The organism is Enterobacter sp. 03-F-07-AD-ECC (genome assembly GCF_047530935.1).
GTDB classification, from domain to species: domain Bacteria; phylum Pseudomonadota; class Gammaproteobacteria; order Enterobacterales; family Enterobacteriaceae; genus Enterobacter; species Enterobacter cloacae.
This window is the reverse complement of sequence record NZ_JBLKBZ010000027.1, coordinates 1-13,466: the sequence shown is the minus strand read 5'-3', so window position 1 is coordinate 13,466 and position 13,466 is coordinate 1. Positions and strand designations below refer to the sequence as shown.

The following is a 13,466-nucleotide window of genomic DNA, read 5'->3' as shown; positions in this document are numbered from 1 at the left end:
AAAGACTCACCATGAAAATGAAACAAAACAGGCTCTGCATGCTGGCTGTCTGCTCGCTTCTGCTTTCGCATAAATCAGGTGCGGTAACGTTTGATACCTCCCTGCTTGCTGGCGCATCCGGTGAGTCCGATCTGTCACGCTTTTACGAAAACAACGCCATGCCAGCCGGTCCCCAGGAGATGGATATTTACGTCAACGGAGACTGGAAGGGGCGCTATACGGTGACCTACGGCGAGCAACAGGATGACGTTCGCCTTGCCTGGAAAGACGCGCTTATGCTGGGGATCAACACCAAAGCGATTCCGGCCCCCGCCATTACTGACGGCCAGGTGCAGCTGCACGATCTGGTTCAGGGCGGCGAGGTAAAAACGGACACCAGCACGCTTAGTCTGGGACTCACCGTGCCACAGGCGGCCGTCTTACGTACCGAAGAGGGCTATGTTGCCCCTCAGTTCTGGGACGAAGGGATCCCGGCGCTGATGCTCTCCTGGAACACCACCTGGTACAACACGCGAACAAAAGGCTCCGCCAAAGAGACCAACGATGATTTTTACGCCGGGCTGGATTCCGGGGCCAACCTGCTCGGCTGGCAGTTTCGCGACAGCAGTACCTGGCGCAAATCCGCCAGCGGTGACAGCAGCTGGCAGAATAACACCCGCTACCTTCGCCGCCCGCTGGCGGCGCTGAAATCCAACCTGACGCTGGGCGACTTTTATATTCCCGGCGATCTGTTTGATTCCCTTCGTGTACGCGGCGTGTCGCTGGCCTCCGATATGAAAATGCGCCCTAACTCGCAGCAGGGCTTTTCACCGGTGGTACATGGCGTGGCGCGCACTAACGCCCTGGTGAAGGTAATGCAGAACGGTAACGTCATCTATCAGGAGAACGTTCCGCCGGGCCAGTTCACCCTCGACAGCATTCAGCCGACCGGTTCAGCGGGCGACCTGCTGGTGGTCGTGCGCGAAGCGGACGGTTCCCAGCAATCATTCACGGTGCCTTTCTCTGCCGTGCCCGGCATGCTCAAAGAGGGTGTGAGCGAGTACAGCGTGGTGGCGGGAAAGGTTCATCAAAACACCCTTGAGGCGGACCCGGCGTTCCTGCAGGCCACGCTGCGCTATGGCTTTAATAACCTGATGACCGGCTATACGGGCACGATCGTGAGCGATAATTATCAGGCGGGGCTTATCGGCACCGGCTGGAATTTGCCCTTTGGCGCGGTATCCGTGGATGTCACCCACGCCAAAACCACGCTGCAGGACAGAACCGACAGCGGCCAAAGCTTTCGCGTGTCGTACAGTAAATTTATCGATACCACAGCCACCAACTTCACGCTGGCGGCCTACCGCTACTCCACGAAAGGGTATTACAGCTTTAGCGACGCGCTTTACTCCCGGGAAGGGTATCAACGCCTGAAAGCACAGTATGACGAGTATGAAGATCGCTTCGGGGTCGCCCCGGAGATGACGATGAGCACCTGGGATGCCCTGCGCGCCGCACAGCCTAAAAACACCTTCACGCTTAACCTGAACCAGCGTCTGCCCGACAACTGGGGCACGGTGTTTATCTCGGGTACACAGCGCGACTACTGGAATTCCCGCCAAACCTCGCGCGAATATCAGGCCGGCTACTCCAACGCCATCGGCCGGGCCAGCTATACCGTCTCCGCCAGCCGGGTGCGCAACAGCGAGCGTGAAGAAGAGACGCGTTTTTACCTCTCCCTCAGCCTGCCCTTCTCGCTGTTTGATAACAACGCGTGGGTCACCTCCAGCCTGACGGCCAGCGACTCGCATTATGAACAGAGCAATATCAGCATGAGCGGCAACGCGCTGGCGTCGAACCGCCTGAGCTATACGCTCTCCGGCAGCAATGCGCGGGGCGGGAACAACACCGCCAGCGTGAACACCGCATACCGGGCAAACTTCGCGACGCTTGGCGGCTCCTACAGTGAATCCTCCGACTACCGCCAGATGGGGCTGAACGGGCGCGGCAGCCTGGTGGCCGTGCCGTGGCATCTGCTTGCCTCCAACGAAACCGGCTCCACCATGACCATTGTCGATGCGCCGCAGGCGGAAGGGCTGATGGTTAACGGCGACGAAAGTATCGTGACCAACCGTGATGGCGTGGCGCTGGTGCCTTACGCCACGCCGTACCGTAAAAATGCCATCACCCTGTCCGAAACGGCGAACAGCCGCGGGGCAGAAGTGCTGGGCAACATCGCTAACGTCGCCCCTTACGATGGCGCGGTGAACTATATCCGCTTCGATACCGACCAGCGCCAGTCCTGGATGCTGCGCGCCACCCGCCCGGACGGGGCACCGTTGCCGTTTGGTACCGAAGTGCTGAACGAGCGCAGCGAGTCGGTGGGTTATGTCGGCCAGGCCAGCGTGCTCTACATTCGCGCGGAACAACCACCACGTGAGCTTAGCGTTCATTTGCGTGGCGGAAATTGCACTATCGCCGCACCGGCGTGGGGGCTGGAAAGCCCGTCCTCTGTTTGCCATTACTAACGGAACATCAACATGATACGGTTACTGACCTTTCTGTTTCTCGCCTGCGTCAGCGGGGCAAGCTATGCCACCTGTTCCGGGGGCAGTATTTCCTATGGCCCGCCGATCAGCGTCGATCTGTCGGATAAGCTGACGCCCGCCACGCCGACCTGGACCGGGAGCTTCAGCACCCAGTACAGCGGCTCGTTTAACTGCTCAACCGGCAACAGCGAGTTTTCTTACACGCCGATCCTCTCGACCGACAGTAAGTACGCCACCATTCTGGGCTTCAGCAATGACAAATACAGGGTGCGGGCGGAGATCATCAGCACGCATCCCAACAAGACGCTGAGCGCGAGCGGTAACCATACGGCTTCAGAACTGAATACGCCGTTTACCGTGCGCTTTACGCTGGTTGATCAGAGTGGTACGACCCTCTCGGGGGACACGGCGACCATGAGCGATGTCTTGTTCGTCAGCGATATGAGCGGCATGTCGTTCTGGGAGATCATTACCTGGCCGATCAATCAGCTGGTGAAAATCGTGCAGTGGCTGTTTAACGGCTTTAAGTGGCCATACGATAACCGGGATATGTTTGGCCAGCCGATGACCATCAAATATGCGCCGAAGCTGACCACCTGCTCTTTCGACAACGCGGGGCTGACGGTTCATTTACCTACGTTGGGTATCCCACAGTTGAGTGCCTCTGCCCAGCCAGGGCTGACGCCCTTTACGCTCAATATGAGCTGTCAGAATCTGGGGACAAACGGGACGTCTGACCGGGCGATTGAGATGTTCCTCTCCAGCACGCAACTGCTGTCGACCGACAGTTCCGTACTGGTTGATACCAGCAGCGGTGCCGCACAGGGCGTGGGGCTGCGGCTGATTCAGCGGAATAACCCGCAACAGCCGGTCATCTTCTCGACCTCTACCACCAGCCGCGGAAATGCCACGCTGCTGTTCAACGTGGCGGCGGGCGGGGCACTGAGCAAGACGTTCACCCTGCCCATGGCGGCGTCCTATTATGTCTGGGCACCGGCGAAGGTCAGTCAGGGCAAACTCAATACGACGGCGACGCTGAATATTATCTACCCCTGATGCGCATCTGCCGGGACGCTGTCGTTCCGGCGAATCGATGCTTAACTCCCGATCCGGCCCGCCATCTGCAGGTATTTGATGAGTTCGCTGTGGTTGGTGAGGTTGAGTTTTTTCATCGCATTGTGCTTTTGGGTGGCGATGGTACTGGCCGAGCGGCTTCGCAGCTGGGCAATTTCGGTCACGGTGTAGCCTTCCACCAGAAGATGCAGCACCTCCCACTCCCGGGCAGAAAGCACCGAACGCGAGCGCGCGCCGGCGCGCATCATTCCCTTCAGATACGATGAGACACGCGGCCTGGCCTCTTCTGCTCTGAGCAGCGCCTGTAATTCTCTTTTCAGCTCGCCGGGCTCGTCCTGCAGGGAAAGGGTCAGCTCGTATTTCATCTCCAGCACCCTTTTTAATAATCCGTACTGTAATTCAGGCACAAAAAGTACACGCTTAACGTGGTGCGTATGACATAACATATTGAGCCGGTTACTGGTCTGTACGCTCCACGATTTATGGTTAAACAGATAACTGAACTCGGCCATAACAATATCGACCTGACTGTCGCTAATGGCATCAAAGAGCTGTTCTGTTGATTCCACTATTGATATTTGCAGAGAATATTCAGGCAGTAATTTACGCAGCGCATCGCTTATAATCTCCTGCAGAATATTGACCCGATAAAACACAATAATCCTGAGAGTGAATTCAGAAAAAATCATATTATTTCATTATTAACACGATAAAAGGAGACTGATAGTAGTGTAATAAGCCCATGCTCACAACTTATTCCCACCAGGATTTTAACGCCCGGGTGGCTAAAATTCCTGGCGAAGCAACACAAGTGGCGAACCAACACCCAAAACGTGCTAAAACCCCGCCTAAAAACCCCATAAAAAGAGCGTGTTATCCATATCAAACCTTAACAAACGCCATTTCTCAGGATAAAAATCTATCTCTAATATTATAAGAAGATTAAAAACATTAGATCTCACCTTAAAATATTTTTTGAATTTTATCTTTCGATAATAAAAGGGATTGGCTTTACGCAATACATTCTCCTGGCATACATTTTATGCCATGTCTCGCGACAAAGGCATGGGTGACCGCACGATTCAAATTACTGTTTCTCTTACACGGACCGGGTGCCCAACTAAAGGAGAATGACCATGAAAGAAACAATACATGTGGCCGTTATTGATAGTTGTGAGTTCACAATGATTGGCCTGCAATATCTTGGCAACCGTGAACCTGACGCGCATCGGGATGTTATTTTCCATGGGTTCAGCAATATTGAAGATTTTCTCCTCAGCGAACGAACCTGGGACATCGTCATTTATGATCCACTGAATATCGGCAGTTTTATGATTACGCCCAATGAAGATATTCTGCGCATTAAAGAAAAACAGCCAGCGGCGAGGATCTATATCTATTCGTTATCCGTCGGTTTTCTGAAATTTAAGCATGTGGATGGGGTCATCAATAAGCGCGTGTCGCTGGGGGATATCAAGGCGATGTGGCAAATCCTGATGAGCCAGACGCCAAAAGCGTTAAACCATTACAACGTGAGCATTACGACGCGGCAGCGCCCTGCAAGGCTCTCCAACGAGGAAGCGAGCGTGCTGCGGGGCTACTCATGTAACCTGAAAACCAAGCAAATTGCCCGTCAGCTCGGCTGCAACGTCAGGCTGGTTTATTTCTACAAAAACAATGCCATGAATAAGCTGAAGGCCGTGCGGGGCCCCTCGTTCTATCAGAGCATTCGCTGGATCCTGAATTAACTTCCCGACCGTGTGTCGTTTGCCTTTGTTCCCGTGTCCGCGGGAACCTTTTTTTCTGCAGGTCTTGTCATGTACACCGTGCTTCCCTCTCCCCTGCTGCATGCCATCACTGGATTGCGGTTTCAGCCTTTAGTCGATTTGCATTCCGGCCAGGCGGTGGCGCATGAGGTTCTGGTGGAGATCCACAACGTGAATCTTGACGCACTCTTCGCTTCACTGCCCACCCGTAGCGCGCTGCAAATTTTTTTCTGGCAGGCCAATACGCTGCTGCAGATGCCGGACAAAGGCCAGTACTGGCTTAATCTCCCGGCAGACCAGCTGCTTGATGCTAAAGCCATCGACCTGTTGCTTGCGCTACGTCACCAGCAGCGCTTAACGATAGAAATTCAGGATCCGTTAACCGTGACCCGCATGAGTGCCGCAGAGCAACGCGGCATCCATCACGCCCTGCTTCAGCTTAAGGCGGCGGGCTGGAAAGTCTGGCTGGATGATCTGACTCAGGAACTGGCAGACGACTATGCGCGTCTTGCTCTGCCGGTAGATGGCATCAAGCTGGACCGCTCAGAGCTGAGCTCTCCCGCCCGCTTTGACTCACTGGTTCACTTCGTCAGAGAGAAGATTGCCCGGGCTGTTGTCGTCGAAGGCATTGAAACCGCGCAGGACTTTCAGCGAGCCTGCGCCTCAGGGGCACGGTTTGGCCAGGGTTTCCTCTGGCCGGAAAGCCGGATAGATGCCAGCGTGACGGTGTAAATTCCGTGGGCATTACCAGCCCGGCACCGCTCCGCCGTTAAAAATGGTCTCCGCCGCCTTCGCTACCTCCGGTGACTGATAGGACTGGATAAATTCCTTTACGTTCTCTGCGTCTTTATTGTCTTCGCGCGTCACCACGATGTTCACGTACGGCGAGTTTTTATCTTCGATAAAGACGCTGTCATGCACCGGGGAAAGCCCGGTTTGCTGGATATAGGTGGTGCTGATGATGGCAACATCCACTTTCGGGTCATCCAGCACGCGCGGCAGTTGCGCCCCTTCCAGCTCCATAATGTTCAGTTTTTTCGGGTTAGCGGTGATATCCAGCGCGGTTGGCAGCAGGCCCACGTCCGGTTTCAGGGTAATCAGTTTCTCTTTTTGCAGCAGGAGCAGCGCGCGACCGAGGTTGGTGGGGTCATTAGGGATGGCAATGGTCGCCCCGTCTTTCAGGTCAGACACGGATTTGATTTTGCGGGAATAACCGGCCATCGGGAAGACGAAGGTATTCGCTACGGCAACCAGTTTGTAGTTATGCGCCTTGTTATCTTCTGCAAGGAACGGACGATGCTGGAAGACGTTAGCATCCAGTTCTCCCTGGTTGGTAGCATCGTTGGGCAGCAGCGAACCGCTAAACCCGACCAGCTCCACATCCAGACCGTATTTCTCTTTTGCCACTTTTTTGGCGACTTCAGCCACATCCTGCTCCGCGCCGTTGATTACGCCGACTTTAATGTGTTTGGCATCGCTGCCACTTTGATCGCAACCTGCCAGCAGCAGACCCGCGAGAACCAGAGCACCCAATCGAAGTTTCACAAGACCTATCCTTTTGATGAACGTTTCAGTGACTATATCGGCAACGAGGCGGTGAAATAAAAACCGAAAAGGAATCAATAAGAAGGATAGGTTATATGCGGTCTATTGCCGGGTGACGCTGCGCCACCAGGCATCGGCGATCACGACGCTGTTGTCCAGTCCTCAACGGCAAGCGCCTGCACCATTCTGAATGCATGATCGTTGGTCACTATTGTTGTACCCCGACTAAGAGCATGCGCAGCGATCAGTTGATCGAGATCGCCCATCACTCTCCCTCTCTTCTCCATTTCTGCGCGGAGTTCACCGTACGTTGCTGCGGCTTCACTGTCCCAGTCGCAAATAGTGATGGTTTTAAGGAACTCAAGTATTGTTTTTTGTAATCTGTCACTTTGCTTTTTGGCTATTCCATAAAGCAGTTCAGCCTCCGTCACGCTTGAAATACACATTTTTTCTATTGGGGTGCGAGAATAGTGCTTTATCACCCCGGGATGTTGCCTGACGAGGTGGCTTACTATGTTTGTATCCAACATATGCAGCATTTTCTAGAACCCTTCAAATGGATCTCTTGTTGTATAGCTCTGATTGCGTTCCTCTTTACTCAGGAAAGAATCAGGAACATCAGTCTGCTTCAATAAACGTAAAAAATTATCTCTGTGACGCTCCTTTTCCGATCTCGCAGTCAAGATGACATTCCCTTCCTCATCTCGTCGGATGTAAACACTCTCCGTATCAAACATGAAGTCAGCAGGCAACATCACTGCCTGACGTCGCCCCTTTTTGAAGAGTTTTGCTGTACGTTTCATTGCTATCTCCCTGGTTGAATGACCAGGCCGAAGCATGTGCCATCGCCCTCAAGGGAGGCAAGCGAGACTCGTCAATTTCAGAAAGCGACTCGCAATAAATAGCGGAATGACTAATGCAGAACCGGGCCTAAAGCGCTTTCGTCAGATAATGACGCTGCATGCCTGGGTACGGGTAATCCTGCAAAGACATCTGCAGCTGGTACCCCTGTTTTTCATAAAACGGACGCGCCTGGAAGCTGACCGTGTCGACCAGGGCATGTGTACAGCCTTTACGTCTGGCTTCTTCTTCCGCCGTTTTGATAAGCTGGCTGCCCACGCCTGTTCCCCGTACGGTATCGCTCACCCAGAGATAATCAATATTCAGCCATTCACCTTTTCGTACGCCGATTAATCCACCCAGCATGACGCCCTTTTCGTCTCGCATGTAAACGCCAATATCACCACTAAAGTTCGTCATATCTAAAAACTGGGCGTTGTAAGCTCTTAATCCCACAAATAACTCTTCTTTTTCTGCGGGTGTGACTTTTTCTGTTATGCTCAGGTGCATATTTTTCTCCTTATTTTCCACGCAATCTGAATATCTCACAGGTTAACCTTCATAAAAACTCCTTATTTCCTCCATTTTTTAAATCCTGAAATATTCATTCAATATGTAAATAAAAAAAGCCTTTCCAATACGCACCCAAAACGTATAATGAGAACGATCATTCTCACTTTTTACCCGGTAATCGACGATGAGCACAAAACTGGAAGAACGGCAGAAACAACGTCAGGACGAGATCATCACCGCCGCGCGCCGCTGCTTTCGCGCCAGTGGATTTCATGCGGCCAGTATGTCGCAAATCGCCAGCGAGGCGAAACTCAGCGTCGGGCAAATTTACCGTTATTTCAGTAACAAAGACGCGATTATTGAAGAGATGATCCGCCGTATTATCGATTCCCGTATCGAGGGAATGCAGGACAAAACGGTGGTGGAAGGCATGCCGCAGGCGCTCGCCTGGCGTCAGACGATTAACGAAGACGACGATGCGCTGATGCTCGAAATGTCCGCCGAGGCGACGCGTAATCCGCAGGTGGCCGCCATGTTAACCGCAGCCGAGGCCCGTATGTTTAGCAACGCCTGTGCGCACCTGAAAAAGCAGTTTCCTCATTTAAGTGATGAACATATTCGCTGCTGCGTGGAGATTACCGCCGTGATGATCGAAGGCACAATTTACCGTCGGCTTACGCCTTTAAACGTGCCGTCAGAACAATTAGAGCCGATTTATCAGAATATTTTAAATATGCTTTTCACTGCGAAGTAATCGCATGTGAATAATTAACGGGAACAGGTAATTTCCCGGTTTACCATTTCTGGTTCTGCCAGAGATACGGTATCGCTGTGCCTTTAAAACGCCCTCCTCCTTGTTAAGCCATTAACAGGGCGGGCATCGTTCACCCTGGAAAAAGATGATGAAAAAGATAACAACCTCCATCGCCGCATTACTCCTCCTGACAGGGTGTGATAATGCGCAAACATCTGCTCCCCAACGTCCTCTTCCGGAAGTGGGGATTGTCACACTCATGAGCCAGCCGGTGTCCGTCGTCAGTGAACTGACCGGGCGTACCACCGCCGCAATGAGCGCCGAGGTTCGCCCACAGGTGGGCGGCATTATTCAGAAGCGGCTGTTCACCGAAGGCGATACCGTGAAAGCCGGACAAGCGCTGTATCAGATCGATCCCTCCAGCTACCGCGCCGCGTTTGATGAAGCCGCCGCGGCGCTGAAACAGGCGCAAGCGCTGGTGCAGGCCGACTGCCAGAAAGCCCGGCGCTATGCGCAGCTGGTGAAAGACGACGGTGTGTCGCGCCAGGACGCGGAAGACGCGAAATCCACCTGCGCGCAGGACAAGGCCAGCGTCGAGTCAAAGAAAGCCGCGCAGGAGAGCGCACGCATTAACCTCAACTGGACTACCGTCACCGCGCCGATTGCCGGACGCATCGGCATCTCCTCCGTCACGCCCGGCGCGCTGGTGACCGCTCAGCAGGACACCGCGCTGGCCACCATTCGCGGGCTGGACACCATGTATGTCGACTTAACGCGTTCGAGTGCCGATCTGCTGCGATTACGCAAACAAACCCTCGCCTCGAACAGCGATACGCTGAGCGTCACGTTGCAGCTAGAAGACGGCAGCACCTACAGCGAAAAGGGTCGTCTGGCGCTGACCGAAGTGGCGGTGGATGAATCGACCGGCTCGGTCACCCTGCGCGCCGTCTTCCCGAACCCACAGCATCAGCTTTTGCCGGGAATGTTTGTCCGCGCCAGAGTGGACGAGGGCATCATGGATGACGCGATCCTGGCTCCTCAGCAGGGCATTACCCGCGATGCCAAAGGCAAAGCCACTGCGCTGGTGGTGAACGCCAGCAACAAGGTGGAGCAACGCCAGCTGGAAACGGGTGACACCTACGGCGATAAATGGCTGGTGCTGAGCGGTCTGAAGGCGGGTGACAGGCTGATTGTGGAAGGCACCGACAAAGTCACCGCCGACCAACAGGTGAAGGCCGAAGAGATGAAATCCAGCGGAGGAAATGCCTGATGTTTTCCCGTTTCTTCGTGCGTCGCCCGGTCTTTGCCTGGGTGATCGCCATTCTTATTATGCTCGCCGGGATACTGGCGATCCGCACGCTGCCGGTTGCGCAGTACCCGGACGTCGCCCCGCCGTCGATCAAGATCTCCGCCACCTACACCGGTGCCTCCGCGCAGACGCTGGAAAACAGCGTGACGCAGGTGATCGAGCAGCAGCTCACCGGGCTGGATAACCTGCTCTACTTCACCTCCACCAGCAGTTCGGACGGCTCGGTGAGCATTACCGTCACCTTTGAACAGGGGACCGACCCGGACACCGCGCAGGTCCAGGTGCAGAACAAAGTCCAGCAGGCGGAATCACGCCTGCCGACTGAAGTACAGCAGTCCGGGATCACCGTCGAGAAATCGCAGAGCAACTTCCTGCTGATCATGGGGGTGTACGACAAAACCGACACCGCCAGCAGCTCGGATATCGCCGACTGGCTGGTCAGTAATATGCAGGATCCGCTGGCGCGTGTGGATGGCGTCGGGAGTCTGCAGGTGTTTGGTGCGGAATACGCGATGCGTATCTGGCTCGACCCGGCGAAGCTGGCGTCCTACTCGCTGATGCCTTCAGATGTACAGAGCGCGATTGAAGCGCAGAACGTGCAGGTTTCCGCCGGTAAAATCGGCGCGCTGCCCTCGTCGAACGCCCAGCAGCTGACCGCCACCGTGCGCGCCCAGTCGCGTCTGCAGACGGTGGATCAGTTCAAAAATATCATCGTCAAGAGCCAGTCTAACGGCGCGGTGGTACACATCAGCGATGTTGCACGCGTGGAGATGGGCAGCGAAGATTACACCTCCACCGCGAAGCTGAACGGCCACCCGGCCGCGGGGATGGCGGTGATGCTTTCACCGGGCGCTAACGCGCTCGATACCGCCACGGCGGTGAAAGAGAAAATCGCCGAGTTCAAAAAGTCGATGCCGGAAGGCTACGACGTGGCCTACCCGAAAGACAGCACCGAGTTCATCAAAATCTCCGTTGAGGATGTCATTCAGACTCTGTTCGAAGCCATTATCCTCGTGGTTGTGGTGATGTACCTGTTCCTGCAAAACATCCGCGCCACGCTGATCCCGGCGCTGGCCGTTCCGGTGGTTCTGCTGGGCACCTTTGGCGTACTGGCGCTGTTCGGCTACTCCATCAACACCCTGACCCTGTTTGCGATGGTGCTGGCGATAGGGCTGCTGGTGGATGATGCCATCGTGGTGGTGGAAAACGTCGAACGTATTATGCGTGACGAAGGGCTGCCCGCCCGGGAAGCCACGGAAAAATCGATGGGCGAAATCTCTGGTGCGCTGATCGCCATTGCGCTGGTGCTCTCTGCGGTGTTCCTGCCGATGGCCTTCTTTGGCGGGTCCACCGGGGTGATTTACCGTCAGTTCTCGGTCACCATTATCTCGGCGATGCTCCTTTCCGTGGTGGTGGCATTAACCCTGACGCCTGCGCTGTGCGGCTCGATTCTGAGTCACACCGCCCCACATAAGAAGGGCTTTTTCGGCGCGTTTAACCGCTTCTACAGCAAGACCGAGCAGGGTTACCAGAACAAGGTATTGCGCGCGCTGCGCCGCTCCGGCGGCATGCTGGTCATCTACGTCCTGCTCTGCGGCGCGATGGGGTTCGCGATGCTGAAACTGCCGGGCAGCTTCCTGCCGACGGAAGACCAGGGCGAAATCATGGTGCAGTACACCCTGCCAGCCGGCGCAACATCGACACGTACCGCCGAAGTCAGCCGCCAGGTGCGCGAGTGGTTCCTCACCAAAGAGAAAGCCAACACCAACGTTATCTTCACCATTGAGGGCTTCAGCTTTAGCGGCAGCGGCCAGAACGCCGGGATGGCGTTTGTCTCCCTGAAAAACTGGTCCGAACGTAAGGGGGATGAAAACACCGCTCAGGCCATTGCCCTGCGCGCCACGCAGGAGCTGAGCACCATCCGCGATGCGACCATCTTTGCCATGACGCCACCGGCGGTGGACGGCCTGGGCCAGAGCAACGGCTTTACCTTTGAGCTGATGGCGAGCGGCGGCACCGACCGCGACACGCTGCTCAAGCTGCGTAACCAGCTGATTGGCGAGGCGAATCAGGATGCCTCCCTGCACGCGGTGCGCGCCAACGATCTGCCGCAGATGCCGCAGCTTCAGGTGGATATCGACAACAATAAAGCCGTGTCGCTGGGGCTCTCCCTGAGCGACGTCACCGACACCCTCTCCAGCGCATGGGGCGGCACCTACGTGAATGATTTTATCGATCGCGGCCGCGTGAAGAAGGTCTATATCCAGGGTGACAGCGACTATCGCGCCGTGCCGTCCGATCTCAACAAATGGTATGTACGCGGTAGCGACAGCACCATGACCCCGTTCTCCGCCTTTGCCACCACCCGCTGGGAGTATGGCCCGGAAAGCCTGGTGCGCTACAACGGATCGGCGGCGTATGAAATTCAGGGCGAGAACGCCAGTGGTGCCAGTTCCGGTACGGCGATGAGCAAAATGGAGCAGCTGGCAAATAATTTGCCGTCCGGCAGCACCTGGGCGTGGAGCGGGTTGTCCTTACAGGAAAAACTGGCGAGCGGCCAGGCCATGAGCCTGTATGCCCTCTCGATCCTGGTGGTGTTCCTGTGTCTGGCGGCGCTGTATGAGAGCTGGTCAGTACCGATTTCCGTCATCCTGGTGATCCCGCTTGGGGTGCTGGGCGCGGCGATTGCCGCCTCCCTGCGCGGCCTGAACAATGACGTCTACTTCCAGGTGGCACTGCTGACCACCATCGGCCTGTCGTCGAAGAACGCCATTCTGATTGTTGAATTTGCCGAGGCGAAAGTCGCCGAAGGCTACTCCCTGACACGTGCGGCGCTGCGTGCTGCCCAGACGCGTCTGCGCCCCATCATCATGACCTCGCTGGCGTTTATTGCAGGCGTGACGCCGCTGGCGATTGCCACCGGTGCAGGGGCCAACAGCCGGGTGGCGATCGGTACCGGCATTATTGGTGGGACGCTGGCCGCCACGCTGCTGGCGATCTTCTTCGTTCCGTTATTCTTTGTACTGGTGAAACGTCTGTAGACTGGCCCCCTGAATCTCCAGACAGTTGGTATCACTTAAGTTAGTGATAGTCTTAATACTAGTTTTTAGACTAGTCGTTGGAGTCCGAATGATTGA

General features: G+C 55.4%; 12 protein-coding genes. 7 read left to right on the top strand and 5 right to left on the bottom strand.

The genetic code is table 11. The features are described from left to right. The first annotated feature begins 11 nt into the window (after positions 1 to 11). A complete protein-coding gene (locus ACMWKA_RS22880; RefSeq protein ID WP_414760633.1) occupies positions 12 to 2,507 on the top strand; it encodes a fimbria/pilus outer membrane usher protein in 2,496 nt (831 codons plus the stop codon). A gap of 12 nt (positions 2,508 to 2,519) precedes the next feature. Further along, positions 2,520 to 3,584, top strand: coding sequence for a fimbrial protein (locus ACMWKA_RS22875; protein ID WP_414760632.1), 1,065 nt, complete (start codon positions 2,520 to 2,522; stop codon positions 3,582 to 3,584). Positions 3,585 to 3,625: 41 nt separating this feature from the next. On the opposite strand, the gene ACMWKA_RS22870 is transcribed toward ACMWKA_RS22875, so the two are convergent. Next, positions 3,626 to 4,291 (bottom strand): LuxR C-terminal-related transcriptional regulator, encoded by a 666-nt coding sequence (locus tag ACMWKA_RS22870; protein WP_414760631.1) that lies wholly within the window; start codon positions 4,289 to 4,291, stop codon positions 3,626 to 3,628. 447 nt (positions 4,292 to 4,738) lie between these two features. Between ACMWKA_RS22870 and ACMWKA_RS22865 the strand changes: the two genes are divergently transcribed. Together ACMWKA_RS22865 and ACMWKA_RS22860 are read left to right on the top strand one after the other, a co-directional pair. Further along, positions 4,739 to 5,350 (top strand): helix-turn-helix transcriptional regulator, encoded by a 612-nt coding sequence (locus ACMWKA_RS22865; RefSeq protein WP_013094832.1) that lies wholly within the window; start codon positions 4,739 to 4,741, stop codon positions 5,348 to 5,350. Between the two features lie 69 nt (positions 5,351 to 5,419). After that, entirely contained in the window at positions 5,420 to 6,100 is a 681-nt protein-coding gene (locus tag ACMWKA_RS22860) for an EAL domain-containing protein (RefSeq protein WP_414760630.1), read from the top strand. 12 nt (positions 6,101 to 6,112) lie between these two features. On the opposite strand, the gene nlpA is transcribed toward ACMWKA_RS22860, so the two are convergent. The 4 genes from nlpA to ACMWKA_RS22840 form a co-directional block, all read right to left on the bottom strand. After that, positions 6,113 to 6,913, bottom strand: coding sequence for a lipoprotein NlpA (gene nlpA, locus ACMWKA_RS22855; protein ID WP_029881865.1), 801 nt, complete (start codon positions 6,911 to 6,913; stop codon positions 6,113 to 6,115). A gap of 140 nt (positions 6,914 to 7,053) precedes the next feature. Next, positions 7,054 to 7,452, bottom strand: a complete 399-nt coding sequence (locus ACMWKA_RS22850; protein ID WP_020686448.1) for a type II toxin-antitoxin system VapC family toxin — start codon at positions 7,450 to 7,452, stop codon at positions 7,054 to 7,056. A 3-nt stretch (positions 7,453 to 7,455) separates the two neighbouring features. Further along, complete coding sequence (locus tag ACMWKA_RS22845; RefSeq protein WP_020686447.1) at positions 7,456 to 7,716, bottom strand: antitoxin; 261 nt, start codon at positions 7,714 to 7,716, stop codon at positions 7,456 to 7,458. Positions 7,717 to 7,843: 127 nt separating this feature from the next. Then, positions 7,844 to 8,263 carry a GNAT family N-acetyltransferase gene (locus ACMWKA_RS22840; protein WP_020686446.1) on the bottom strand — a complete coding sequence of 140 codons (420 nt, stop codon included), beginning with the start codon at positions 8,261 to 8,263 and terminating at the stop codon, positions 7,844 to 7,846. Positions 8,264 to 8,450: 187 nt separating this feature from the next. Here ACMWKA_RS22840 and ACMWKA_RS22835 point away from each other — a divergent pair, with 187 nt between their 5' ends. The 3 genes from ACMWKA_RS22835 (at position 8,451) to ACMWKA_RS22825 (ending at position 13,370) form a co-directional block, all read left to right on the top strand. Continuing rightward, positions 8,451 to 9,020, top strand: a complete 570-nt coding sequence (locus ACMWKA_RS22835) for a TetR/AcrR family transcriptional regulator (protein WP_013094828.1) — start codon at positions 8,451 to 8,453, stop codon at positions 9,018 to 9,020. A gap of 148 nt (positions 9,021 to 9,168) precedes the next feature. Next, positions 9,169 to 10,290 carry an efflux RND transporter periplasmic adaptor subunit gene (locus ACMWKA_RS22830; RefSeq protein WP_414760629.1) on the top strand — a complete coding sequence of 374 codons (1,122 nt, stop codon included), beginning with the start codon at positions 9,169 to 9,171 and terminating at the stop codon, positions 10,288 to 10,290. Further along, the gene (locus ACMWKA_RS22825) at positions 10,290 to 13,370 is read left to right on the top strand and encodes an efflux RND transporter permease subunit (RefSeq protein ID WP_414760628.1); all 3,081 of its coding nucleotides are present in this window, start codon (positions 10,290 to 10,292) and stop codon (positions 13,368 to 13,370) included. Before ACMWKA_RS22830 ends, ACMWKA_RS22825 begins: the two co-directional genes overlap by 1 nt. Positions 13,371 to 13,466: the final 96 nt, after the last annotated feature.

What these genes read in the sequence shown, in the direction of transcription:
- ACMWKA_RS22840 (WP_020686446.1), bottom strand. Translation starts at nt 8,263, where the DNA reads ATGCACCTGAGCATAACAGAAAAAGTCACACCCGCAGAAAAAGAAGAG.
- ACMWKA_RS22865 (WP_013094832.1), top strand. Translation starts at nt 4,739, where the DNA reads ATGAAAGAAACAATACATGTGGCCGTTATTGATAGTTGTGAGTTCACA.
- ACMWKA_RS22880 (WP_414760633.1), top strand. Translation starts at nt 12, where the DNA reads ATGAAAATGAAACAAAACAGGCTCTGCATGCTGGCTGTCTGCTCGCTT.
- ACMWKA_RS22845 (WP_020686447.1), bottom strand. Translation starts at nt 7,716, where the DNA reads ATGAAACGTACAGCAAAACTCTTCAAAAAGGGGCGACGTCAGGCAGTG.
- ACMWKA_RS22860 (WP_414760630.1), top strand. Translation starts at nt 5,420, where the DNA reads ATGTACACCGTGCTTCCCTCTCCCCTGCTGCATGCCATCACTGGATTG.
- ACMWKA_RS22825 (WP_414760628.1), top strand. Translation starts at nt 10,290, where the DNA reads ATGTTTTCCCGTTTCTTCGTGCGTCGCCCGGTCTTTGCCTGGGTGATC.
- ACMWKA_RS22830 (WP_414760629.1), top strand. Translation starts at nt 9,169, where the DNA reads ATGAAAAAGATAACAACCTCCATCGCCGCATTACTCCTCCTGACAGGG.
- ACMWKA_RS22850 (WP_020686448.1), bottom strand. Translation starts at nt 7,452, where the DNA reads ATGCTGCATATGTTGGATACAAACATAGTAAGCCACCTCGTCAGGCAA.
- ACMWKA_RS22835 (WP_013094828.1), top strand. Translation starts at nt 8,451, where the DNA reads ATGAGCACAAAACTGGAAGAACGGCAGAAACAACGTCAGGACGAGATC.
- ACMWKA_RS22875 (WP_414760632.1), top strand. Translation starts at nt 2,520, where the DNA reads ATGATACGGTTACTGACCTTTCTGTTTCTCGCCTGCGTCAGCGGGGCA.
- ACMWKA_RS22870 (WP_414760631.1), bottom strand. Translation starts at nt 4,291, where the DNA reads ATGATTTTTTCTGAATTCACTCTCAGGATTATTGTGTTTTATCGGGTC.